Annotated in this window: 25 protein-coding genes; 5 read left to right on the top strand and 20 right to left on the bottom strand. The window is 36.2% G+C overall.

The genetic code is table 11. The features are described from left to right. Positions 1–175: 175 nt before the first annotated feature. From SOP96_RS16025 to SOP96_RS15995, 7 genes are all read right to left on the bottom strand, one after another. A complete protein-coding gene (locus SOP96_RS16025; RefSeq protein ID WP_326321906.1) occupies positions 176–811 on the bottom strand; it encodes a carbonic anhydrase family protein in 636 nt (211 codons plus the stop codon). A gap of 45 nt (positions 812–856) precedes the next feature. Beyond that, positions 857–2,449, bottom strand: a complete 1,593-nt coding sequence (locus SOP96_RS16020; protein ID WP_326321905.1) for a SulP family inorganic anion transporter — start codon at positions 2,447–2,449, stop codon at positions 857–859. Between the two features lie 149 nt (positions 2,450–2,598). Further along, a complete protein-coding gene (locus SOP96_RS16015; protein WP_326321904.1) occupies positions 2,599–2,898 on the bottom strand; it encodes a hypothetical protein in 300 nt (99 codons plus the stop codon). Positions 2,899–2,919: 21 nt separating this feature from the next. Continuing rightward, the gene (locus tag SOP96_RS16010; protein WP_326321903.1) at positions 2,920–3,588 is read right to left on the bottom strand and encodes a carbonic anhydrase; all 669 of its coding nucleotides are present in this window, start codon (positions 3,586–3,588) and stop codon (positions 2,920–2,922) included. A gap of 369 nt (positions 3,589–3,957) precedes the next feature. After that, positions 3,958–4,512, bottom strand: coding sequence for a serine O-acetyltransferase (locus SOP96_RS16005; RefSeq protein ID WP_326321902.1), 555 nt, complete (start codon positions 4,510–4,512; stop codon positions 3,958–3,960). 11 nt (positions 4,513–4,523) lie between these two features. Continuing rightward, entirely contained in the window at positions 4,524–5,672 is a 1,149-nt protein-coding gene (locus SOP96_RS16000) for a glycosyltransferase (RefSeq protein ID WP_326321901.1), read from the bottom strand. A gap of 29 nt (positions 5,673–5,701) precedes the next feature. Then, entirely contained in the window at positions 5,702–6,274 is a 573-nt protein-coding gene (locus SOP96_RS15995; protein WP_326321900.1) for an acyltransferase, read from the bottom strand. Positions 6,275–6,323: 49 nt separating this feature from the next. Between SOP96_RS15995 and SOP96_RS15990 the strand changes: the two genes are divergently transcribed. From SOP96_RS15990 to SOP96_RS15980, 3 genes are read left to right on the top strand one after another with little or no spacing between them, the layout of a single operon-like run. Continuing rightward, positions 6,324–7,298, top strand: coding sequence for a 3-oxoacyl-ACP synthase III family protein (locus SOP96_RS15990; RefSeq protein ID WP_326321899.1), 975 nt, complete (start codon positions 6,324–6,326; stop codon positions 7,296–7,298). Positions 7,299–7,325: 27 nt separating this feature from the next. Next, entirely contained in the window at positions 7,326–7,559 is a 234-nt protein-coding gene (locus SOP96_RS15985; protein WP_326321898.1) for a phosphopantetheine-binding protein, read from the top strand. Beyond that, positions 7,559–8,317, top strand: a complete 759-nt coding sequence (locus SOP96_RS15980; RefSeq protein ID WP_326321897.1) for an SDR family NAD(P)-dependent oxidoreductase — start codon at positions 7,559–7,561, stop codon at positions 8,315–8,317. Before SOP96_RS15985 ends, SOP96_RS15980 begins: the two co-directional genes overlap by 1 nt. A 1-nt stretch (position 8,318) precedes the next feature. Here SOP96_RS15980 and SOP96_RS15975 read toward each other — a convergent pair whose 3' ends face one another. From SOP96_RS15975 to SOP96_RS15965, 3 genes are read right to left on the bottom strand one after another with little or no spacing between them, the layout of a single operon-like run. Continuing rightward, complete coding sequence (locus SOP96_RS15975; protein ID WP_326321896.1) at positions 8,319–9,476, bottom strand: glycosyltransferase; 1,158 nt, start codon at positions 9,474–9,476, stop codon at positions 8,319–8,321. Then, positions 9,473–10,315, bottom strand: a complete 843-nt coding sequence (locus SOP96_RS15970; RefSeq protein ID WP_326321895.1) for a glycosyltransferase family 2 protein — start codon at positions 10,313–10,315, stop codon at positions 9,473–9,475. The genes SOP96_RS15975 and SOP96_RS15970 overlap by 4 nt, the downstream gene beginning before the upstream one ends. 49 nt (positions 10,316–10,364) lie before the next feature. After that, a complete protein-coding gene (locus SOP96_RS15965) occupies positions 10,365–10,925 on the bottom strand; it encodes an acyltransferase (protein WP_326321894.1) in 561 nt (186 codons plus the stop codon). A gap of 89 nt (positions 10,926–11,014) precedes the next feature. On the opposite strand from SOP96_RS15965, the gene SOP96_RS15960 reads away from it, so the two are divergent. Together SOP96_RS15960 and SOP96_RS15955 are read left to right on the top strand one after the other, a co-directional pair. Beyond that, positions 11,015–11,785: a class I SAM-dependent methyltransferase gene (locus SOP96_RS15960; protein ID WP_326321893.1), complete on the top strand. Its 771-nt coding sequence runs from the start codon at positions 11,015–11,017 to the stop codon at positions 11,783–11,785. Positions 11,786–11,795: 10 nt separating this feature from the next. Continuing rightward, on the top strand, positions 11,796–12,857 hold the full coding sequence (locus SOP96_RS15955; RefSeq protein ID WP_326321892.1) for an acyltransferase family protein: 1,062 nt from the start codon (positions 11,796–11,798) through the stop codon (positions 12,855–12,857). Between the two features lie 36 nt (positions 12,858–12,893). Here SOP96_RS15955 and SOP96_RS15950 read toward each other — a convergent pair whose 3' ends face one another. Genes SOP96_RS15950 through SOP96_RS15905 form a run of 10 tightly spaced genes read right to left on the bottom strand, consistent with a single transcriptional unit; the run spans position 12,894 to position 22,356 of the window. Next, the gene (locus SOP96_RS15950; RefSeq protein ID WP_326321891.1) at positions 12,894–13,835 is read right to left on the bottom strand and encodes a glycosyltransferase family 2 protein; all 942 of its coding nucleotides are present in this window, start codon (positions 13,833–13,835) and stop codon (positions 12,894–12,896) included. Next, complete coding sequence (locus SOP96_RS15945) at positions 13,836–14,834, bottom strand: acyltransferase family protein (RefSeq protein WP_326321890.1); 999 nt, start codon at positions 14,832–14,834, stop codon at positions 13,836–13,838. After that, on the bottom strand, positions 14,821–15,675 hold the full coding sequence (locus SOP96_RS15940; RefSeq protein WP_326321889.1) for a glycosyltransferase: 855 nt from the start codon (positions 15,673–15,675) through the stop codon (positions 14,821–14,823). The genes SOP96_RS15945 and SOP96_RS15940 overlap by 14 nt, the downstream gene beginning before the upstream one ends. Beyond that, positions 15,672–16,493: a glycosyltransferase family 2 protein gene (locus tag SOP96_RS15935; RefSeq protein WP_326321888.1), complete on the bottom strand. Its 822-nt coding sequence runs from the start codon at positions 16,491–16,493 to the stop codon at positions 15,672–15,674. The genes SOP96_RS15940 and SOP96_RS15935 overlap by 4 nt, the downstream gene beginning before the upstream one ends. Before the next feature lie 52 nt (positions 16,494–16,545). Further along, positions 16,546–17,217 carry an NAD-dependent epimerase/dehydratase family protein gene (locus SOP96_RS15930; RefSeq protein ID WP_326321887.1) on the bottom strand — a complete coding sequence of 224 codons (672 nt, stop codon included), beginning with the start codon at positions 17,215–17,217 and terminating at the stop codon, positions 16,546–16,548. A 51-nt stretch (positions 17,218–17,268) separates the two neighbouring features. Continuing rightward, complete coding sequence (locus tag SOP96_RS15925) at positions 17,269–18,177, bottom strand: glycosyltransferase family 2 protein (protein WP_326321886.1); 909 nt, start codon at positions 18,175–18,177, stop codon at positions 17,269–17,271. Next, entirely contained in the window at positions 18,178–19,278 is a 1,101-nt protein-coding gene (locus tag SOP96_RS15920; protein ID WP_326321885.1) for a DegT/DnrJ/EryC1/StrS family aminotransferase, read from the bottom strand. Positions 19,279–19,301: 23 nt separating this feature from the next. After that, entirely contained in the window at positions 19,302–20,240 is a 939-nt protein-coding gene (locus tag SOP96_RS15915; protein ID WP_326321884.1) for a GNAT family N-acetyltransferase, read from the bottom strand. Beyond that, the gene (locus tag SOP96_RS15910; protein WP_326321883.1) at positions 20,231–21,097 is read right to left on the bottom strand and encodes a GNAT family N-acetyltransferase; all 867 of its coding nucleotides are present in this window, start codon (positions 21,095–21,097) and stop codon (positions 20,231–20,233) included. Before SOP96_RS15910 ends, SOP96_RS15915 begins: the two co-directional genes overlap by 10 nt. A gap of 5 nt (positions 21,098–21,102) precedes the next feature. After that, a complete protein-coding gene (locus tag SOP96_RS15905) occupies positions 21,103–22,356 on the bottom strand; it encodes an ABC transporter ATP-binding protein (RefSeq protein WP_326321882.1) in 1,254 nt (417 codons plus the stop codon). Positions 22,357–22,364 lie beyond the last annotated feature (8 nt).

Genomic DNA, 22,364 nt, shown 5'->3' with positions numbered 1-22,364 from the left:
GAATAAATCTGGCTTAAATGTTGGCTATTAAAGATAGTTACTACGTAATAAACTAAAAAGGCCATCAATTTCGATGGCCTTCTGATGTACTTTTAAAATTTAATTTCCAATCTATCTAACGATAATATATTGTTGAATTTCCTTCGTTAGCTGACTGAAGCAGAGAAGGAGTTGCCTACAACCAGCTTACAGCACCGGTTTCTACATCATAATTTGCTCCTACAATTTTAATTTTGCCTTCCTGCTCAAGCTTTCTTAGGGTTGAACTTTGCTTGCGGATATCTTCGATAGCGCTTTTTACGTTTTGATGGTTTAATCTTTCCAAAAGATCGGTGTTTTTAGAAGTACGCTCTTCGCCGTCTTCAATTATCTGTTTGATAATCGGGTCAAAATGATTGATAAGGTGGTTCAGGTTATCCATTCCCAGTCCTTCGATCTGTGCAGCATCAAGGCCGCCTTTCAATGCTCCGCACTTGGTGTGTCCCAGCACAACAACCAGCTTGGAGCCGGCAACATTACATCCGAACTCCATAGAACCCAGTATATCCTGGTTTACAAAATTTCCGGCAATCCTGATACTGAAGATATCCCCAAGACCCTGATCAAAAATCAGTTCTGCGGAAGTACGGCTGTCTATACAGCTCAGGACCACAGCAAACGGCCACTGTCCTTCGCGTGTAGCATTTACCTGCTCCAGAAGATCTCTGTTGGCCTTAAGGTTATTTACAAATCTCTGGTTTCCTTCCTTTAAAAACTCTAATGCTTTTTCAGGAGTAATGGTAGACTGAGTTTCGTGAGTATGTGCTTTCATATAATCTGTTATATTTTTAAAGTTAAAAAATTATTAAACAATGGGTTACATTGCTCGTTTATGGGTGACTACAATATGAGAGTTTTCATCTCTTTCGTAGTCTCTGTATGACGTTTTGAACCCTAAAAGTTCTACATTAATGTCTTCTTCTTTAGCCCTGATATTGGCAAAATCCTGGATCATCTCCAAAACATCGGTAGCAATATAAGAGGTGCCTCTTGCATCAATAGTCACGGTAGAGTTCGGCTTTATATTTTTCAATGTTTTTTTAATGGCTGCCTTGTTCAGGAATGAAACTTCTTCAGCCAGTTTCATTGTAATTTCGTCTGCATCGTCAAGTTTTTCCCTGCTCAGATAGTAAGCTCTTTTCATATTTCCCTGCAGGATATAGAAAACGGAGATGGCAAGACCTATTCCTACACCTTTCAGCAAATCCGTTGCCACAACAGCAACTACGGTTGCCACAAACGGTATGAACTGGAATTTTCCCAATTGCCAGAAATGTTTGAAAGTGGCAGGTTTTGCAAGTTTGTATCCCACCATAATCAATACTGCTGCAAGAGTTGATAGGGGAATAAGATTTAAAATCACAGGAATTGATAAAACACAAATTAACAGAAGGATTCCGTGGATAATGGTTGACATTTTTGAGGTCGCTCCGGCATTGGCATTGGCAGAACTTCTAACGACTACGGAGGTCATTGGAAGCCCGCCGATAAATGAGCTTACAAGATTTCCTATTCCCTGGGCTTTTAATTCCAGATTGGTGTCAGTTATTCTTCGCTGTACATCCAGCCTGTCCGATGCTTCAATACAAAGCAGCGTTTCAATAGAAGCTACAATAGCAATTGTTGCCCCTGCAATCCATACTTTCGGATTTAAAAAACCATTGAAATCAGGAATGGTAATAAGGTTTTTGAAATCGTCCAGCGATTGTGGAACCGGAAGAGATACAAGATGCTGGGTTTCTATCGCCAGTGAGCTGCCTGTCATCTTAAAAATTTCATTCAGGACAATACCTGCGACTACTGCTACAAGCGCACCTGGAAGCATCTTTATTCTTTTCAGAAAATGAACCTTGTCCCAAATGATTAATATGGAAATAGAGATTACTGTTACAACGATTGCTCCGGGATGAATAGCGCCGAATAATTCCGAAAAGTATCCGAAATTCAGTCCCTTATCAAAAATCGATTGGTGGCCTTCATAATCTTTATCGAATCCCAAAGCATGCGGAATTTGTTTCAGAATAATAATAATTCCGATGGCTGCAAGCATTCCTTCGATAACGTTATTGGGGAAATAATTGGAAATACTTCCTGCCCTTACAAATCCCAAAACCAACTGGATGATTCCGGCAATAATTCCGGCACAAAGAAAAATATTGAATGCGCCGAGATCGGTGATCGCCGTCAGTACAATAGCTGTTAATCCGGCAGCCGGCCCTGATACGGAAATATTGGAATTACTTATTGATCCTATTACAAGACCTCCCACGATACCTGCAATGATGCCTGATAACGGGGGAGCCCCCGAAGCAAGCGCAATCCCCAAACAAAGGGGAAGCGCTACTAAAAATACAACGAGTCCGGAAGGGAAATTCTCCTTTATTCCTCCTATTAATGATGTTTTTTTCATGATGATAAACTGCTGTGAATAAGAACTGATTTATCTGTTTTTAATAAATCAATTACAAAAGATTGGAAATTTATTTTTTTATAAATAGTACATGAATATTCAGTATCAAAAAAAATGATATGAATAATGATCAAAAACTTATTAAAAAATTAAGCTTCCGGAGGCGGAGAAAATATGGATAATAAAGGCGACAGATGAAAAGAATCATCTATCGGTATAAAAGATTTTTCTTCCAGAGACGGCTCGAAAAACTTAAGGTAATCAAACACATCCAAAGTTTTTGGAAGGGTCTTTTCGTAAACAATAAAAGACGATGGGTGAGAGTGTGGCTCTTCTTCATTGATTACAACATTCGTTCTGATGATATCCCAGCCGAATGCCGAGGCAATACCCGGTAAAGCCGTGAAGTTCAGAAAAAACAGTAATGTAATAATACTCCAGAGTTTCATTTCATTTTCTTTTAAGAAAAACTATTTAGTCTTTCTGCTCATAACCCAATCAGAACCCGTAAGGTTGTAAATTTTCTGGATGTCTTTAAGGATTTTCTCAAAATCAATTTCCAGATCAATAATCTTACCTGTCCTAAGGTCAAACACCCAGCCGTGTACAACAGGATACTCTTCAAGGATATATCTTTCCTGCACACAGGCCATTTTGATAACGTTGATGCACTGCTCCTGAACATTAAGCTCAACAAGCCTGTCATAACGCCTGTTTTCATCTTCGATAGAATCCAGCTCGGTTTGATGAAGTCTGTACACATCGCGGATGTTTCTCAGCCACGGATTCAGCAGTCCCAGATCCTGAGGCGTCATGGCTGCTTTTACGCCGCCACAGTTGTAGTGGCCACAGACAATAATGTGTTTTACTTTAAGATGTTTTACAGCATATTGAATAACGGCCGTGGAACTCATATCGAGTGTATTCACAATATTGGCAATATTTCTGTGAACAAAAACTTCGCCGGGTTTTGCGCCCATCAGCTCTTCGGCAGTTGCCCTGCTGTCTGAACATCCGATGTAAAGATAATCAGGATTCTGGGTCTTTGCAAGATCATGAAAGAATTCCGGATTGTCTGCCAGTTTAGAAGCTACCCACTTTTTGTTGTTTTCAAAAATAACTTCGTACGATTGTGACATTTGATTATTATAGTTATTTATTTCGTGTAAATTATTTTTAAAATCAATAGACTAAATCGATAATGTGCAAAAATAGACTATTTGATGAAAAAGTAATGACTTTTAACAAAGTTTAATATTAAATATGCTTAAAATCATCTGAACATTACTTTTAAGGCCGTAAAAAATATAACATTTAATGCTAAGATTTGTTTCCAATTATGAAAAAATTATGAACAACCTAAAGATTAAATCAAGATTAAAAGTACAAAGTAAAAATCAGAAATTAATACCATGACAAAAAAAATTGTAATTCAAAAAAAATTCGAAAAATTTGGCGATGTACTAAATGACTGTAATAAGAGCTCATTCACAAAATCATCTGGATCTTTATACTTTTCGGTTGATGTACCCATCTGTAGCATTAGCTGTTGGAATAATTTTGGCAGGATTTCCCAATACTACAGAATTCGAGGGAACATCGAAATTTACATATGAATTAGGAACGATTAATACATTGTTTCCGATAGTCACTGCACCTACGATCACTGCATTAGCACCAATCCATACCTCATCGCCGATTACAGGTGAGCCTTCATTTTTTCCGCGGTTCTGCTGGCCGATGGTAACACCCTGGGCAATATTGCAGTTTTTTCCAATAATAGTATCCGGATTAATGACCAAGCTCCCCCAGTGGCCAAGATAAAAACCTTCGCCGATTTTTGTTTCGGGATAAATCTGGAAGCCATATTTGATCTGGTAATGTCGTAATACCATCTTCCAGAATATATTCAGAAAAGTTTTTTTCTGGTATTTTTGAGCCATCCTCAAAATATACACAAAATGAAGATTAGGATTAATGCACTTTTTCCAGATCTGAATTGTAGAAAGCCATTGTTCGCTTTCCCTGTAAAAATCTTTTTGAATAATAGAATAACCTGACATGATGTGTGTTTTTATACTTCGTCAATAATTCTTTGAAGATGTGCTACCGATTTTTCTAAAACAAACGGAAGCTCGGTCTGTGCGATTTCTTTTTTGTATTTTTCAGCACGATTTTTATCGGTGAGAAACTTTTTCATTCCCTCATAAATTCCTTCTTCAGAATTTGCGGTAATGTTTCCCAGCGTGCCGTTCTGAAGAAGATCTCGTATTCCGGAAATATCGGTAGCAGTAACAGGTTTGTTGAGGATGAGCGCTTCTGCAATAATGGTTGGAAAACCTTCATGCCTTGATGACATGACATAAAAATCTGCTTTTTTAAGGAAAGGATACGGATTACTGCTAAAACCAAGCATTTTTGCAGTAGCCTGAAGGCCAAGTTCATTGAGTTGATTCCGAATATTATTAAAATCGTAACCGTCACCAATAATTAAAAGCTGATGGCTTAATCCTTCATCAATCAGTTTTTTATGAACATTCAACAGCCGGTCGTACCCTTTCTGAGGATACACGGTACCAACAGTGACAAATGTAGGAAGATTTCGGCTAAAAGGGTAATCCTGGATTTCGGCTTCTGCTTTTTTCAATGTATCGTTTCGGTCTATCGGATTGTATATTTTAATAACAGAAGCTTTTTCAGCTTCATTTTCTGCTAGTTCATACATTCCATTCAGTAGTTTTTCGGAAATCACCAAAATCCTGTCAAACCTGAAAAACTCACGGATTACTTTTTGAGTATAGCCTTTTACATTAAAAATATCATTCTGAACCCAGATAATTTTTTTTGATTTTTTTTGCGGGCTTGAAAGTATTTCCCTGTACATTGCATGGATGGCCGCAATTTCAACATCGTATTTTTTATTTTTTAAAATAAACCGGTAGAGCAGGAAAGGGAACCATAAAAACATTTTTTCATAAAGGACTCGGAATGCCTTTATGGGAATATCCTGAAGCCTGTTGGTGGTAATCATTTCTCCTTTTATAAGATACTTTAGATTTATCCACGAAGGAACTTCCTGTATATATAATCCGGAATACAGATTAAGCAGAAGATCTACTTCATACTTATCCGGAGGAAGGCTTTTCAGAAAATTCACTAAGACTTTTTCTGCGCCGCCGTGGCGTAAGGAGCCTATTCGAATGAGGATTTTTTTCTTTTTCAATTTTTCTTTTTGTGTTTACGGGAACTAAGTTATTTAATTTTTCTTGCTTTTTTATATTTATGAGGAAGATTTTCTTTAATATAGGCATCCAGTTTTTTTCTATCCTTTTCCAGCTCACGAGGATATTCGGGATTATTTTTTAAAACAATGTTGCCATAATCTTCGATGGTACAAAGAAACTGAGCAGGATTCCCTATAAATACGGTATTGTCAGGCATAGATTGTGACAATACGGAATTGGCTCCCAAAATACAGTTGTTGCCAATCTGCACATCCTGCATGATGACACAGTTCAGTCCGATGGTACAGTTATTTCCGATTTTTATCCTCCCCATAATTCTGGCATCTTCATAGCCGGGAAGCTTTCTCAGTAAAGTAGTTGTTCCTCCATGATTCACAAACCTTACGCCGGCTGCAATATTGACGTTGTCCCCTATTTCAATAAGGTAAGGTTCGGTTCCGAAAAAAACTTTATCAGGCATATTGAAATTAACGCCAACTTTCATGCCTTTGTACTTCGAAACCGCAAGATTAGCTCTGTTGAGAAGGGAATGATGGAGCGCATGCATTTTTATTAAAATTCTAAATAAAAAAATCATCATAAGTGTACATTTGTTTTGTTACATTTGCAAAGAAAGAAAATTTATTAACATGATGAAAATTTCTAAAATAGAATTTTATCTTCCTCAGTCTGTGCTTACTAATGACGATCTGGAAAAATTGTTCCCCGAATGGAGTTCGGAAAGAATCCATGAAAAAGTAGGAATTTCACAACGCCATATTTCTTCTGATAACGAAACCGTGCTGGATATGGCTGTAAAGTCTTCAGAAAAAATTTTTGAAACCTACGATCGTAATAAAGTTGACTTTATTCTATTCTGTACCCAAAGCCCGGATTATTTTCTGCCTACCACAGCCTGTCTCCTTCAGGATCGACTGAAACTAAGGAAAAATATCGGCGCTATAGATTTTAACCTGGGATGTTCAGGATTCGTCTACGGACTGGCTTTTGCCAAAGGCCTGATATCAGCAGGAATAGCCAAAAGTATTCTTCTGGTGACTTCAGAAACTTATACCAAACATATTCATCCTAATGATAAAGGAAACCGGAGCATATTCGGGGATGCTTCTGCATCGGCTATTATTGAAAAAGCAGAAAGCTCCCGGGATTATCAGTTCTGCCTGGGGACCGATGGTGGCGGAGCCGAAAATCTTATTGTAAAGAAAGGAGCTTTCAAAAAAGATTTTGAGCTTAATCCTGAACATGAATTTAATCCTGAAAATATATACATGAACGGCCCTGAAATTTTTAATTTTACGATTGAAAATATTCCGGGGCTGGTAAAAGAGACATTGGAAGTGAACGGAATGGGAATGGATGATATTGACCATTTTGTTTTTCATCAGGCTAACTCTTTTATGCTTAATTATCTTCGGAAAAAAACAAAAATTCCGGCAGAAAAATTCTATATTGATATGGAAAAAACAGGAAATACCGTATCTGCGACCATTCCTATTGCGCTTAAAAACATGATGGATAAAGGAATAATGAAGGGAGGAGATAAAATTTTGATGGCCGGTTTCGGCGTAGGGTATTCGTGGGGAGCTACCATCATGGAAATGTAAAACACAAACTTTAAAAATTTATACCAAATGAAAACATCTGTTTTTTTAGAAAAGCTTCAGGAAGAACTTGAAGAAGATGAAACTTTAACCCCTGAAACCAATCTTAAATCCTTGGAAAGCTATGATTCTATAAGCCTGCTTGCCATTATTGCTTTTGTGGACGAAAATTTCAGTAAGAAGATCGATACAAAACATTTTAAAGATATAGAGACAATTTCGGATCTTATGAATGTAATCGGAAAAGAAAATTTTGAAGATTAATGGATGCTTTTTCGTTAAAAAGTAAAGTTATTCTCATTACAGGAGCTTCTTCCGGGATTGGAAGAAGCTGTTCTGTAGAATGCAGCAAGAGAGGTGCTGATCTCATTCTTATGGGAAGAAATCATGATGAGCTTATGAAAACAGCATCGATGCTGGATCCGGAAAGTAAGACGGAGTTTATTGCAGCAGACATTACACAATCTGAAAATCTGGAAGCGATGATAGCCGACAAAGTTACAGCATTAGGCAAAATATCCGGATTTATACATTGTGCGGGAATTGAAAAAACATTGCCATTAAAAAAGCACAGTTCCACATTATATCGGGACATTTTTGAGGTTAATGTCATAGCAGGATTTGAGATTGCCAAAATCTTATCCCTAAAGAAATACAAAGATGCCACTTCCAGTTTTGTATTTATTTCTTCTGTTGCAGGAATGGTGGGAGAGCCTGGAAAAGCGTCCTATTCCGCAAGTAAAGGAGCTGTAATTTCCGGGGCGCGTTCTCTGGCAATGGAGCTTTGCAGAAACGATATCCGTGTCAACAGTATAAGCCCTGCAATGGTAAAAACCCCGATTTTAGAAAAGATGTTTGAAAACATTGGCGAAGATGCCTCTGCGGAGATTATCAGAAAACATCCATTGGGAATAGGAAATCCTGAAGACGTGGCCAATGCCTGTATTTTCCTGCTTTCCGACGCTTCAAGATGGGTTACCGGAACAAATCTGGTGATTGACGGAGGATATTCTGCACAGTGATTTATTGACTGTGGAGTGTTTCTAACATATTCTCGATATAGTTAAATATTTTCTGATTATTAAACTGGCTTTCAATATTTATAAGATTTGTCCTGATCTGAGCAACAAGTTCAGGAGCTGTGAGGAAAGTTTTCATTGCGGAATACATTTCATCTGTTTCATAGCTGATGAGGTAGCCCGTTTTGCGGTCTTTGATCATGAGGCTCACATCTCCTACATCGGTTGCAATGATGGGCTTCTGAAGGATTAATGCTTCTGCAACCACCAGAGGCCATGCTTCCGATTCGGAGGGAAGAATGAAGTAATCTGCCTTTCTGATGTAAGGATAAGGATTCATCTGATTTCCTTTTAAAATAAAGGTCTTTTCAACATTGTATTTTGCGGCCTGGGAAGTCAGGTTTTTCATTTCATCACCATCACCTATGATTATAATGCTATGATGAAATCCATCATCTATAAGTCTTTTATGAGCCTCAATAAGCTTATGATAGCCTTTTCTTGAATGCAGCCTTCCGACTGACACAAAAACAGGCCCTTCCGGAAAATCACTGAGTTCTTCTTTAGCCTTTTTTTTAATTTCCTCAATAGGAATTGGATTAATAATTACACTTTCTGCCGGATAGCTTAAATCCGGATAGTACCGATGCATCATATCTTTAATCTTATGTGAACAGTACACTATATGGTCAAACTGAGGAAAACTCCTTAATACTCCTGGTACCAAAGGCTGGAATTTCGGAACATTGATTTCCGAATGAGACCATCCTACTTTTTTAGATTTTTTGTTCGTGGAATTAAGAACGGCATCATAGTCCCTGTAATCCATACCTATTTCCACATCAAAAACATCATTGATGAGACGGTCGGCAATTGCGGGACTATCTTTCAGCTTTTTCAGCTTTAATCTTCTTTGCACAAGCTGAATTTTCTTCAGCAGTGGATTTTTGGAAAAGTCTTCTTTTCCATCCGTAAGGTATATTTTTCTTATATGCTCGGGGATTTCATCCCGAAGCTCGCCCTGGTTGAGGGTAAGGCATACGGTCATTTCAAATTTTTCAGGATTCAGGTTGTTGAGAAGTCCCAACAATACTTTCTCTACACCTCCCATTTCCATAGAGCGATGCCTGAATAAAACTTTTATTTTATTTTTATCTGTCATTTGTTAAGAATTTGTTGAGTAAGAAGGATTGCTTTTTTCTTTATTCTTGTAATAAAACTATTCTGGTATTCAAGCAGCCTATATATTTCTTCAGCATTTTTAAATTCAGAAGGAACAGGAATTCCATTGATTTTTTTCAGATTTCTCCGTTTCATTGCATTGAAAATAACTTTTGCAAAATATTCTCTTGATCTCGGCTTATTTTCATTCTGAGAAATTCCTGCAGGATGCATCCTGTAGAGATAATTGGATTCTCTGATAAAATATACTTTTCCTTTTTCATACATTTTAAGATAGAGATCCTGATCTTCTGCAATTTTCATAGAAGAATCCATTTTCTGGGTCTGGTTATAAATCGCTCTTTTAAAAGTAACAAAATGTGCAATTTGAATAGGGCTGTTAAAAAAATAAGGAGAATGGTTGATGACCTGCTTTCCACTCTTGAATACTTCCTGCGGATTGAGATTTTCGTCGCACTTTGTAAAAAGCGAATAAGTAAGCACCACGGCGGGATTTTTTTTGTATACCTCAATTGCTGAAGATATTGCCGTTGGCAGTAGCGCATCATCAGGATCTACAAATCCGCATATTTCTCCATCCGCAAGTTCTATCAGCCTGCTTTTGGTAATTCCCACCCCGCTGTTAACTTCATTATGATAGATTTTGAATCGTTTATCATTACCAATAATATTTTTGATAACTTGCACAGAATCATCAGTAGAGACGTCATCAAGAATAATTGCCTCCCAATTCTGGTACCTCTGGGACAGGATAGATTGGTAACAGTCTTTAAAGTATTTTCCGTTATTATAATTAGCTATAAGTATTGAAAATTTCATCAGTCGTGTTTATGTGTTTTATAAATAGATATCCTCATACAATCATAATTTACCCTGCAAAATCCTGTTTGATTTGCCTGTTTGCAAGCTCCTGATTGTTAACCAGAATAGTGTTGGGCGGGACATCTTTGTAAATGACGCATCCTGCCCCAATGATGCAGTTGTCGCCTATGGTAACTCCTTTTAGTACGGTAACATTGCTTCCGAGCCAGCAGTTGCTTCCGATTCTGATGGGAGCTTTGGTAAATTCTGAATGAAAAAGCTTAAAATCCGGCTGAGTCTGGTAGGCGTGATTATGGTCATAAAGCTTTACATTTTCCCCGAATAAAGTGTGATCGCCAATGGAAATATTTTCAAGGCAGTTGATGGAACAGAAATTATTCATAAAAAATTGGTTTCCGATTTCCAAAGTGGCATTATTTTCCACAAGGATATGGACGTAATTCCTGAAGCTGGCTCCTCTTCCTATCGTTATTTTCTTGATGTTTTTGTGAAATATGAAATGGTTGTTTATGCCAAGCCTTATTTCGCTGAAGGAAACATTAGGATGTTTTTTTAGATTAGAAATCTGATTTCTTCTCTGGATTTTTGCTAAAATTTCATAAAGCATATTAAAAATTTTTTTTCACATTTGTAACACAAATATAATATTTTGTATAATTAAAAAAAAATATATATTTGCTTTTTAAAATAAACACAATGAGTGAAATTTCGAGAGTTTTTATAACGTTTCTGGCCTATGTCAAAAGGCCTCGTCTCTATCCCGAGCTGGGAAGGAAAATTATTAAAAATACATTAAGACGCAAAAGTGCAATCAAAGGAAAAGAAAAGACAAATTCCTGGGCTGCTTCAGTAGCGGTTTCGCAGAAGGAAGCCGTATCCAGGCTTTTCTCCCAGGATATTGAGGCATTTAGAAATCATTTTAATGAAATCTTGCAGGAAGCCGGGCGGAAGGAAAAAGAATGCCCTGTCAAAATGGGCGGGGCAGGAGCATTGGAACTTATTTATTATGCCTGTGAATTTACCAAAGCTGAAAACGTTCTTGAAACCGGTGTAGCGTATGGCTGGTCTTCTTTAGCCGCACTGCTTTCTCTTAAGAAAAGAAATGGTATTCTGTATAGCTCAGATATGCCTTATCTTGCACAGGATGGCGATCAGTATGTGGGATGTATTGTTCCTGAAAATTTAAAAGAAAACTGGAAATTATACCGTTTTGCAGATAAAGAATCTTTACCCAAAATTTTTTCGGAAAAAGATTCGTTTGATGTTTTCCATTATGATTCTGATAAAAGCTATAACGGAAGAATGTGGGCCTATAATAAGGTGTATGAAAGGCTTAGATCTGGCGGAGTTTTTATTAGTGATGACATCGGCGACAATTCAGCATACCAGGATTTTTGCGAAAAAAATAATATCGAAACAACGGTTATTGAATATCAGGGAAAATACATTGGTGTTTTTATAAAATAATAATATTTAGATGTATTTTTGGGCCGTGAAAATAGGTCAGATTACATTTACCCGGTTTGTTGCTGCAATGGCAATTGTTATTTCTCATTTTAATAAAGATTTGTTTTTATATAAAATCGAATGTATTGCCGATGTTTTTCTTCGGGCTAATGTGGGAGTAAGCTATTTCTTCATTCTTTCCGGATTTATTATGATTGTAGCTTATCACAGAAAGGAAAAAATCCGATACCTTGATTTTTACCGAAACAGGGTAGCTAGAATTTATCCGTTGTATGGGGTGGGTTTGCTGCTTTATTTTTTAACCCGGTATTCTGATTTCAGTTTTTACAAAACTTTATTATACCTTTTGGGCATTCAGAGCTGGATACCGGGAAAAGCCCTGATTCTTAATTTTCCCGGCTGGTCTATTTCTGTAGAGTTTTTGTTTTACCTGATTTTTCCCTGGCTGTATAATTATTTATATTCAAAAGGAAATAAAAGCATTTGGGTTATTGCCATTTTGATCTGGATCGGAACCCAGGTTTTTTCCAATTTGTATATTAATTCCGTTTCTTATAAAGGCCCACATACAGACAGTCATGAGTTTCTCCATTATTTTCCGCTTTGGCACATCAATGAGTTTTTAATGGGTAACCTTGCCGGGATTTTTTTTGTAAAAAACCGTAAAGAGAAGAATTATGACCTTGCGGTTGTTTTATTATTTGTTGTGATTATCTTGTCATTGATTTTTATTCCGCTGAATTTTCATAACGGACTAATGGCTGTTTTCTTTGTCCCTGCGATTTATTTTATTTCCTGTAATAACGGATTTATTACCAGGCTTTTTTCTATAAAATTTTTTGAATTTCTTGGAGAGATCAGCTATGCTATATACATTGTACACATCCCTGTTCTGTATATTTTAAGATCGGTCTTATGGGACTGTTTCCGGATATCACACAGCAACACAGTGTTTTGGATTTACATTTTGGTTCTGACGGTTGTTTCTGCCGTTTTTTATCAGTTTGTTGAAAAACCGATGCGTGATTATTTAAGGAAATTCAATTTTCGAAGTAATAAAAAGTACTGTTAAATTTAGTTTGAAATAATTGATTTAAAATTATCAACATCAGAAAAGGTCTTTCCTGAAATTAATATTATATAATCCTGATCGAATGCTTTTATAATCCGTAAAGAGATATTTTACAATCATTCCCCATTTTTTCAGAAAGGGAGCATTTGCAATCCGGAAACTCCGGTATACTCTTTTGATATGCGTTTTAACGTATTCAGGAATGGTGCTTTCATTTTCTGCCCAGTTATTCACCTCTTCCCACAGTAATACTTTCGTTGAAGAAGGTTTTATTTCTTTTGCATCTACTTTTGTGATCCTGTTGTTTTCGTGTACGCCGCGTATGGCAACTGCTTTATCAAGAATTCCAGGATAAAGGTCAAGATAATAGGAGAGCCTGAATAAAAACTCAGTGTCCTGATGGAGTCTTAAATGTTTTTTGAAGAAACAATCCATCTTTTTCAGGGAATTTTTCCGGATTGTAAGTGCATCAATGCTGAACAATCCGAAGGTTCCATTCATGTTAAGCTGTCCGGGAAATACGTCTTCCGGCGGATATCTTTTATATACGGTAGTCAGCCGGTCTCCAAATATTTTATAATACTGCTCTTTTGCTTTTTCCGAATAATACTGAACGCCGATTGCTCCGTAAACGCCCTCCACTTTAGGATCTTTAAATAATTCTTTTTCGGCATCAAAACGATTGGGAAGATAGTAATCATCAGCGTCGAGAAATGCAATGAAATCACCATCTGCCATCGCTATTCCTAAGTTTCTTGTGGCTCCTGCACCGTGATTGCCTTTGTCGGGATGCTGATAAAGTTTCACCCGGCTGTATTTTTCAGTGAGCTGCCGGCAAACCTGTAAAGCGTTATCAGGAGATTTGTCTTCTACTAAAATGATTTCAAAGACTTCATCAAACTGTAACGCTGATTCCACTGCCTGGGTAACATATTTTTCGGCGTTGTAAACGGGAATTATGACTGAAATTTTCATCATCTATATTTTTAATTTAATTTTCAAATAATGTGTTATTTTCCTCTCTACAAAAAAATAGAGGAGCGAAGCCAGTAAGATGGCAAGAGCAATTTTAATAAGGAAAAATGGTATGCTGAAATAAAATTCTGAGTTACATTTTTTTAAAGCAATTTCTACAAATGGATGAGAAAGGTATAATGAATAAGAGATATCTCCCAAGAATATCAGCAATCTGTTTCCTTTCCACCGGAAGGTATAGTCAAACGTTAAAAATGATAATACAAATAAAGAAATGAAAAACAGTTTTGTCCATTCGTTATCAATCGGTATAATAGCAAGAAGAATCAATATAAAAGATATACATCCTACTAAAGAAATGGCTGCTGCAAAGTTTTTTGGAATTTCATATGTATTAAGTAATAGGGCAAAAATAATTCCTGCTACAAAATAAAGATTCAATGAATTGCATACCATTTGAAGATAAGGATTTTCAAAAGAAAGATTATATCCTAATATAGAAGTAAGAATAAAAAAACAGATGATAAAGTAATATCTTTTCTTTTTAAATAATAATGATAATCCGAATATAAGATAAAAAAACATTTCAAAATTAAGAGACCAGCCCAAATAAAGCACAGGAAACCCCTTTTTGGTAGGAAGGAATAATAAAGAATGAATGAGCTCATAAAATCCTTCTCTATGAAAATATAGCAGAAAACTTCCTCCAGGTATCATAGCAGCAAATGTTAAAAGATAATACAGCGGAATAATTCTTATAATTCTTTTTTTATAAAATAAAACAATCTGCTGAATAGTGCCTTTGGAAAAGGGTAAGTTCTGTGTGGTGAATACCATGATAAATCCGCTGATGATAAAAAATACAGGAACACCAATACTTCCTTTTTTAAAAAGAATATCACCAAGATTCAGCCCCGGAAAGTTAATTGTTTCACGGAAATGGAAGCAACAGACGAGCAACGCTGAAATCCCACGTAATATCTGCAGATTATTGAGTTTCATAATTAGATAATATCTTTATCTTTAAATATTTTTTTATGATAAGTTTCATCACGAAAGGTATTCTGGTGATATTGTGGCGCCATGTATTCAAACGGTCAATAGAGAATCTTGTTTCCGAAGTCATTCCGTATTCCGAAAAATCAACCTTATGAACTGCCTTATGTTTAAAAGTAACGTTCATGAGGTTATATTGGTGGATGATCTGGATATACATTTCTTTGCTGTCTTCTACTGAAAAATCAGGATAATGGCGATAGCTGTTATGCGCTCTTTCTTTCAGCATCGTTTTAAAATTGTCAACGTTTTCGACCAGGCTTACAAAGGGATTTACGACTGCGTTATACACGGTAACTATTGCTTTCCGGCGAGGAAACATCGTAAGCTGGTATCCTCTTCGCAAATCGATTACAAGATCATGAACAGGTTTAAAATGTTCCTGAACGGTTTTTATATAATCCTGATGTAGCATGTCATCATTATCCAGCTCGCTGGTAATGACGAATTTTGTTTCGGAAGTAAAGAATTGCGGAATTATTTCCACCACTCTGGTTTTCATCTGATCAAAATCTTCAACAAAAACAGACCTGAAAACAGGATATTCTTCCTCAATTTCTCTGATGATTTTCCTGAATTTTTCTGAAGTATTTATATCAAAGAAACAAAGCCAGACGTAATTTTGATTGGTCTGATTTTTATAAGAAGGAAGCACATAAGTTCTGAATAACCGGAATCTGTCATTCAGCCATTCTTCGGTAAGAGGTTTATATCCGGAACGTGTTTCGTTCCAACCTCTGGTTGGGACATTGAATCTTGTCATGATAATATGTACAAACTGACTCATCGGAATAAATTTTTTAAAAAGTTATATATTCTGTAGGGTTTACTGGAATAGATACTTTCCAGCTTTTTTTCATAAAAGGTTTTTCGGTTTAAAAGGGCAATGTAACTGGGAAAAAATTCATGAAAAAGTGCTTTATGCTTTTCGTAGACCGTGTGGTAGATGAATTCTTTTTTTTCATTGTTGCCTGTAATCTCTTTAATCATTGAGGTTTCGGGATGAGATCTGTAGTTAAATGCCGGATAATCTATCTTTGTGAAGGGCTGCCCGCGACGGGAAGACATGAGCTGTATCCAGAATTCCCAATCTTCAAAGCCGTGTCTGAGATTTTCATCATAGATAATTCCTTCATCAAAACATTTTTTTGGAAACATGGAAGTGCAGTAAAGCTTATTTCCTAAAAGCAACTCCTTTAGCGTGAATTTTTCCTGAAGATCAGACTTTTTTTGAATATGCCCGAAGGTTACAGTATCTGAAAATACAACCAATGTTTCCGGATTTTTTTGAAATACGGAAATCATTTTCTCTATCGCCAGCGGATTGAGCGTATCGTCGGCATCAAGAGGTAAAATATAATCTCCCGTTGCGATTCTTATGCCTGTATTTCGGGCTCCTGATAAACCTTTATTTTCCTGGTATTTATAGATGATTCTGTCATTTTCAAGGCTTCGGGATACGATTTCGGTGTCATCCGAAGAACCATCATTTACAATAATACATTCCCAATTGCCGTAAGATTGTTTCTTTACAGACTCAATGCATTCTTCAAGATATCTGGCGTGATTAAAACACGGGACTATAATCGATACTTTGTAAGCCATAACAATAAATTTTTTTAAATTAAATCCTCCGGATATTTTCTTCAACAATAGTTTATAAGTAATCAATAAGTAATTTTTTTAAATAGCCATCTGGATTTATCCCTGAAAAATAGGATTCTGTAAGCGAATTAAACTCAATGTCATAGCAGGAGCCTTCAGCAACATTTTCATAAATTGCTTTTTTCTGGAGATAATTTTCCATTTCAGACAGAATTTCAGCCATTGAATATTGATAGGGGTAAGCAAGATTGATTATTTCATTGTTGATTTTTTTTAAATTCTGACTGATAAATAACGCAATATCCTCCGTACCAATCAGAATTCTTTTTGCATTGCTGTAGATGGTAAACTTATTTTCCGAAAGAATGGAATTTTTAAGGAAATTGATGAGTGTATTAGGATTTCCTCCGCGGCCTATAGCATTTCCTACCCTGAAAATAATATAATTAGGACAATATTCTGCAATTAATCTTTCAATCGTAAGCTTATGAAGAACATAAGGGCTGTGGATTTTACTGGGGTCGTAAATGCTGCTGGTAGAAAAATAAATTAGTTTTTTATCATTATCTCTGGACATTACATATTTCAGAAGTGATATTTCTCTTTCAAACTCAGCCGGATTTTTTTCCAGGGAATTGGAAACTCCGGATGCGAAAAAAATGCTATTTTCTGTATCATACAATCGTAAGGCATTTGCCAGAATTCCATTACCGATAATCATCATTCGTTGTTTTTGTGTTTATAATTTTATTTGTCTGCCATTAAGCATTACATTTTATTGTTTTAGTTCAGCAATTTTATTAATGATTTTATAAAACAGGGTAGGAATTTTATTTCGGATAGCTAAATCAAGCCTTCTGACCCGGAAAGGATAAAGATGGTATGCGGTGATATAATCGTCGGGCAACTTTTTTCCTGAGAGGTAATATCGGTGAGTATACCTGTTGATTTTATCTTTTACAGTTCCTTCCTTATCAAACATCATTTGCAGCTGCGTGGTTTCAAGTTCTATTTTTTCAGCCTTAATTTTTGAAATGTTTTGAGGATGCATACGATAATAGGTGAGCTTTTCGGGAATATACGCGATAAGATATTTTTCGCTGATTTTCAGCCACCGGAAATAATCTTCCACGATGAAACGATTGTCATACTCACCAGTTTCTTTAAGCACATCAGTTTTCAACAAAACTGTTAACGCTGCGATCCTGTTTCCTTTTATTAGCTCTTTTCTAAAAATAAGAGGGTCTATTTTCCCTAATGAATCATAATCTGCAAAATCTTTAATGATAAAGCTCTTGTCATCAATCGTATGTGTGTTACTGAAAACCATTCCGTATTCATCTCCTAAACTTTCAAGCTTGGAAACATATTTTTCAATAGCTTCTTGATGAAGGAAATCATCTGCTGCTATCAGTTTAATATATTTTCCTTTTGCCAAGGCAATGCATTCATTCAGCATCGTGGCTAATCCTGTATTCTCAGAATGAAAATTTCTTTCTGCCAGATAATTATTTTCTTGCAACCATTGTTCAAAAATTTCAACAGAATTATCTTTAGAAGCATCATCCCCAACAATTAACTCGATATTTTCATACGTTTGTTTTTTAATGCTTTCCAGATTTTCCCGGATGAATTTTCCGTGATTGTAAGAAACCACAATGATGGTGACTAATGGCTTTTCCATTTAGAACATGTTTACGCTGTTAATGATTTGCTGAATTTCTTCTTCTTCAAGAATAGAAGAAATTGGTAAACTCAGGCATTCATTATGCAATTTTTCCGTAACAGGTAAAGAAAAATGGGCATACTCTTTATAAGCTGCCTGCTTATGGGGCGGGATAGGGTAGTGAATTATCGTCTGGATCCCTTTTTCAGCGAGATGATTCTGCAGTGTGTCTCTTTTCTCCGTCCGTATTACAAATAAATGCCATACATGTTCTTTTTGGGCAGCCGGATTTTCGGGAAGAATGATTTGTGGATGAGTTATTCCGGAGATAAATCTGTTGGCGATCTTGCGCCGCATTTCATTTTCATGGTCAATATATTTTAATTTAATATCTAAAACTGCAGCCTGTAATTCGTCCATTCTTGAATTAAAACCTTTATATATATTGATGTATTTTTGATTGGAACCATAATTTCCCAATGCACGAATGGTTTCAGATAATTTTTTATCACTAGTAGTTACTGCGCCTGCATCTCCTAGAGCGCCCAGGTTTTTTCCGGGGTAAAAGCTAAAACCTGAAGCGTCGCCCAAATTCCCGGATTTAATACCCTTCCATTCTGCACCTATTGCCTGAGCATTATCCTCAATAATTTTGAGTTTGTATTTCGTTGCTATTTCTTTAAGCTTTTCTGAAAACACAATTCTTCCCTGCAGGTGTACGATAAGGATAGCTTTTGTTTTCGGACTGATTTTTTGTTCAATTTTTGAAATATCAATGTTATAAGTATTTATATCCGGTTCAACAAACACAGGAATCATCCCGTTATCTGATATAGCAAGCACCGAAGCGATGTAGGTATTGGCAGGAACAAGAACTTCATCTCCCGGATTCATTATGCCAAGCTCTATGTAGGCACGGAAAATAAGGCGCAGGGCATCCAGTCCGTTTGCAACACCAATGGCGTGATCTGTACCGATATAATCTGCTAAATTCTCTTCGAAACTTTTTGTTTTTTCGCCAAGAAGATACCATCCGGAACGGAAAGTTTGCATCAGGGCTTCTTTTATTTCCTGTTGGTATTTGAGATTGATCTTTTGTAAATCGAGAAATTTTATCATGATATGTGTTTTATTATTGATCTTTAAAGCAGAGCTATTTCATAAAAATCATGGCAAACAGCTCTTCCTCCAAACATTTCTTTTTGGTTAATAAGTCCTTCATTTAAATATAAACCTTGATTTTCAGTAGAAATCCCAAAACTGAAATATTCACGATCCCGGAATTGATCTTCAATTAATTTTATAATCAGATAATCCAATGCGCCTATTATTTTACCTCTTTGCGAATTAGCCAGATATTGGGTGTGGATAACATTGCCAAAATCAAATAGTACAGTGCCGCAAATAAGTTGGTTGTTTTCATAAACTTCGAAAAGCTTTATATGATCAGGAAATCTTTCGGACAATAGGTTTATCTCTTCTAAGCTATGGGTGGGTTTTGCATTGTGGCTTTGCAAAACAGAGGTGAGAAGCTTCCAATAATTTTTAAAATTTCTGTTTTGTGAAATAGTAAGATTTAAAGCAGAACAATCTTTGAATTTTTTAGCAGGAGATTTTGCAAGCGGAAGCTTATTTTTAATGGAAATTACCGAAGAAATATCTCTTCTGAAAATCTTTGCATTATTTATAAATAGTGCGTAAAGGTCTTCCTGAAAAGGAATTTTAGCAAATATATAAGGAATGGCTTTGTATATTATTTTTTCAAAGCTGCATGAAGAATAATATTTCATCATTGCTGTAAATATTTCCAGAACATCTACAGATTTTGTTTTAATACTGATAAGTAAAGATCCATAAGTTAATCCGCCGTGAGAATGAATTTCTTTTCCTTTTTCGTTGGCAGGAAAAATGGCAACAATCTGATTTTTCTTTCTGAAAATCAAAGAATGATCTGGAAACCGGGCTGCATGATAATCCATATAATCTCTCTGAAAAAAGAAAAGTCCGTTTTTGCTTTCTTTTGCAAAAATATCCCATGCAGCCTTATCGCTTTCCTGATATCGTGTAGCTTCTATTTCCATGATAATGTTAAAGTCATTCTGATGTTATTTTCTTCAATACGATCGATCCTGAATCCGAAGTTTTCATAAGCCCGTATTGCTCTGGTATTTTCCGGGATTACATTAAGATATATGCTGTTAAGCTTAAATTCTTTTTTGGCCACTGATACGATTTCAGATAAAATGTGGCGGCTTAAGCCTTTTCCCCAAAACTGTTTTTCTCCGATGTATCCGAAATATTCTGCGTCATTATTGTCTTTGTTAATTTTTTTTAAACCGGCAGCTCCGATAGTTTTATTATTGAATGAAATACCTTTTATGTAATAATTGCTGTTATCGCAAAGAGTGCTGAACCATTTTTTTTGGTCTTCCCTGGTAAAATCAGGACTGTTTGTGAGTTTTTTTATTTCTGGGTCATTGAGCCAATTCCAGGATTTTTCCAGTACCTCTTCATTGTAATCTGTCAACGTCAGAACAGGTTCTTCTTCATACAATTTAAAATCTTCATACGTCCTGAAGTAATCGTTTTCGTCATACAATTCAGAAGCAAGGCATAAGAGTACGGCGTTGTGTGAAAATTTTATATCTCTCCATATCAACCTGGGAATATATAGGCCCTTTGAAGGATTGTCCAAAACAAATACTGCCCGATTTCCTTTCTGATCTTCAGTGTTAAACTCAATGATTCCGGAAACGGCGAAGATGATCTGTTCAAGTTTTTTATGAGCATGGCCACCTCTCATTACATCTTGAGGCGTGTAATAAGTCCAATAAGCACGTTTAATATCAAAAGGAATATTTTTTGAATTTTCGGCTACGGTTATAAACCCCAGCGAAGAGTTGCCTATCTTATCTAAATGAAAATACTGAACGTCCATGGGATTTATTTGTATTCTATTTTATAGTCAAAATGAGGCCTTATAATTCCTGGATAAATGTGCATTTTGGTACCTACTTTCACATTTTCTACCTCAAAACCCACCATATTATCAACTGCGTATAAAACGGTAGCCTGATTTTGTCCGAAAATTAATCTGAAGTAATAATTTCCCGCATTCAGCAATCCTGAGGGAATATCGAATTCTAAACTATAGTCTCCGCTTTTGGAATTTTCAGAAATAATTTTCCCTACGTGGAAAATTATAAGTTCTTCATAATTTTTAAGTTCGAACGTAACCCCTAGGCTAATGTCCGGAACATAATTTTTAAAAACCAATTTTACTCGGATTCCGGAATCAATATCTATAATACTTCCTTTAACAGGAGCAACAGAAAATTCTTTTATCCGGATATTTTCATTTCCTGCAGCCTCATCTATAATACCATTATAACGATAAGAAGTTGTACTTGCACTGTTTTTCTGATATTCTATGATCGTGTTCAGTACACTTCCCTCATATTCAAGAGTGCCTTGGTTTAGGAGGATACCTTTTGTACATAATTCCTTAACGGCAGTCATGTTATGGCTTACAAAAAGTACGGTTCTTCCTTCTCCTTTTGTAACGTCACCCATTTTTCCCAGGCATTTTTTTTGGAATTCTGCATCACCTACTGCCAAAACCTCATCTACAATCAGAATTTCAGATTCCAAATGTGCGGCCACGGCGAAAGCGAGACGTACGTACATCCCTGAAGAATATCTTTTTACCGGAGTGTCAATATATCTTTCCACTCCCGAAAATGATACAATTTCGTCGAATTTTCTACTGATTTCTTTTCTCGTCATTCCGAGGATTGCTCCGTTCAGAAATACATTTTCACGGCCTGTCATTTCCGGATGAAAACCTGTCCCCACTTCCAGCAACGATGCAATCCTTCCACGGGTATATATTTTTCCGGTGGTAGGTTTTGTTACTTTGCTTAATAATTTTAAAAGGGTCGATTTGCCGGCGCCGTTTCTTCCGATAATACCCACCGCATCACCCTGTTCAATTTCAAAATTGATGTTTTGCAGGGACCATACATATTCAGATTCTCCTTTTTCAGCTCTGTTATTTGCCTCTCCGATTTTAAGGTATGGGTCTTCCTTGCCTCTCATTTTGTACCACATACGGTTCAGGTCATGTGATATCGTTCCGGTGCCTACCTGTCCTAATCTATATTGCTTTGATATATTTTCTGCTTTTAAAACCAGCATAATAGTAG

The sequence above is a fragment of the Chryseobacterium salviniae genome (assembly GCF_035819015.1).
Classification (GTDB): Bacteria; Bacteroidota; Bacteroidia; order Flavobacteriales; family Weeksellaceae; genus Chryseobacterium; species Chryseobacterium salviniae.
The sequence above is the reverse complement of the archived record's forward strand: the minus strand, read 5'-3'. Positions and strand labels throughout refer to the sequence as shown.

Excerpts from the sequence above, each read along its gene's own strand:
- SOP96_RS15945 (WP_326321890.1), bottom strand. The coding sequence starts at position 14,834 with ATGAAACTCAATAATCTGCAGATATTACGTGGGATTTCAGCGTTGCTC.
- SOP96_RS15955 (WP_326321892.1), top strand. The coding sequence starts at position 11,796 with ATGTATTTTTGGGCCGTGAAAATAGGTCAGATTACATTTACCCGGTTT.
- SOP96_RS15910 (WP_326321883.1), bottom strand. The coding sequence starts at position 21,097 with ATGGACGTTCAGTATTTTCATTTAGATAAGATAGGCAACTCTTCGCTG.
- SOP96_RS16020 (WP_326321905.1), bottom strand. The coding sequence starts at position 2,449 with ATGAAAAAAACATCATTAATAGGAGGAATAAAGGAGAATTTCCCTTCC.
- SOP96_RS15925 (WP_326321886.1), bottom strand. The coding sequence starts at position 18,177 with ATGGAAAAGCCATTAGTCACCATCATTGTGGTTTCTTACAATCACGGA.
- SOP96_RS15980 (WP_326321897.1), top strand. The coding sequence starts at position 7,559 with ATGGATGCTTTTTCGTTAAAAAGTAAAGTTATTCTCATTACAGGAGCT.
- SOP96_RS16025 (WP_326321906.1), bottom strand. The coding sequence starts at position 811 with ATGAAAGCACATACTCACGAAACTCAGTCTACCATTACTCCTGAAAAA.
- SOP96_RS15970 (WP_326321895.1), bottom strand. The coding sequence starts at position 10,315 with ATGAAATTTTCAATACTTATAGCTAATTATAATAACGGAAAATACTTT.
- SOP96_RS16015 (WP_326321904.1), bottom strand. The coding sequence starts at position 2,898 with ATGAAACTCTGGAGTATTATTACATTACTGTTTTTTCTGAACTTCACG.
- SOP96_RS15965 (WP_326321894.1), bottom strand. The coding sequence starts at position 10,925 with ATGCTTTATGAAATTTTAGCAAAAATCCAGAGAAGAAATCAGATTTCT.
- SOP96_RS15930 (WP_326321887.1), bottom strand. The coding sequence starts at position 17,217 with ATGATGATTATCGGTAATGGAATTCTGGCAAATGCCTTACGATTGTAT.
- SOP96_RS15905 (WP_326321882.1), bottom strand. The coding sequence starts at position 22,356 with ATGCTGGTTTTAAAAGCAGAAAATATATCAAAGCAATATAGATTAGGA.
- SOP96_RS15995 (WP_326321900.1), bottom strand. The coding sequence starts at position 6,274 with ATGATGATTTTTTTATTTAGAATTTTAATAAAAATGCATGCGCTCCAT.
- SOP96_RS15935 (WP_326321888.1), bottom strand. The coding sequence starts at position 16,493 with ATGGCTTACAAAGTATCGATTATAGTCCCGTGTTTTAATCACGCCAGA.
- SOP96_RS15975 (WP_326321896.1), bottom strand. The coding sequence starts at position 9,476 with ATGACAGATAAAAATAAAATAAAAGTTTTATTCAGGCATCGCTCTATG.
- SOP96_RS16005 (WP_326321902.1), bottom strand. The coding sequence starts at position 4,512 with ATGTCAGGTTATTCTATTATTCAAAAAGATTTTTACAGGGAAAGCGAA.
- SOP96_RS15940 (WP_326321889.1), bottom strand. The coding sequence starts at position 15,675 with ATGAGTCAGTTTGTACATATTATCATGACAAGATTCAATGTCCCAACC.
- SOP96_RS15985 (WP_326321898.1), top strand. The coding sequence starts at position 7,326 with ATGAAAACATCTGTTTTTTTAGAAAAGCTTCAGGAAGAACTTGAAGAA.
- SOP96_RS15960 (WP_326321893.1), top strand. The coding sequence starts at position 11,015 with ATGAGTGAAATTTCGAGAGTTTTTATAACGTTTCTGGCCTATGTCAAA.
- SOP96_RS15920 (WP_326321885.1), bottom strand. The coding sequence starts at position 19,278 with ATGATAAAATTTCTCGATTTACAAAAGATCAATCTCAAATACCAACAG.
- SOP96_RS16010 (WP_326321903.1), bottom strand. The coding sequence starts at position 3,588 with ATGTCACAATCGTACGAAGTTATTTTTGAAAACAACAAAAAGTGGGTA.
- SOP96_RS15950 (WP_326321891.1), bottom strand. The coding sequence starts at position 13,835 with ATGATGAAAATTTCAGTCATAATTCCCGTTTACAACGCCGAAAAATAT.
- SOP96_RS15990 (WP_326321899.1), top strand. The coding sequence starts at position 6,324 with ATGATGAAAATTTCTAAAATAGAATTTTATCTTCCTCAGTCTGTGCTT.
- SOP96_RS15915 (WP_326321884.1), bottom strand. The coding sequence starts at position 20,240 with ATGGAAATAGAAGCTACACGATATCAGGAAAGCGATAAGGCTGCATGG.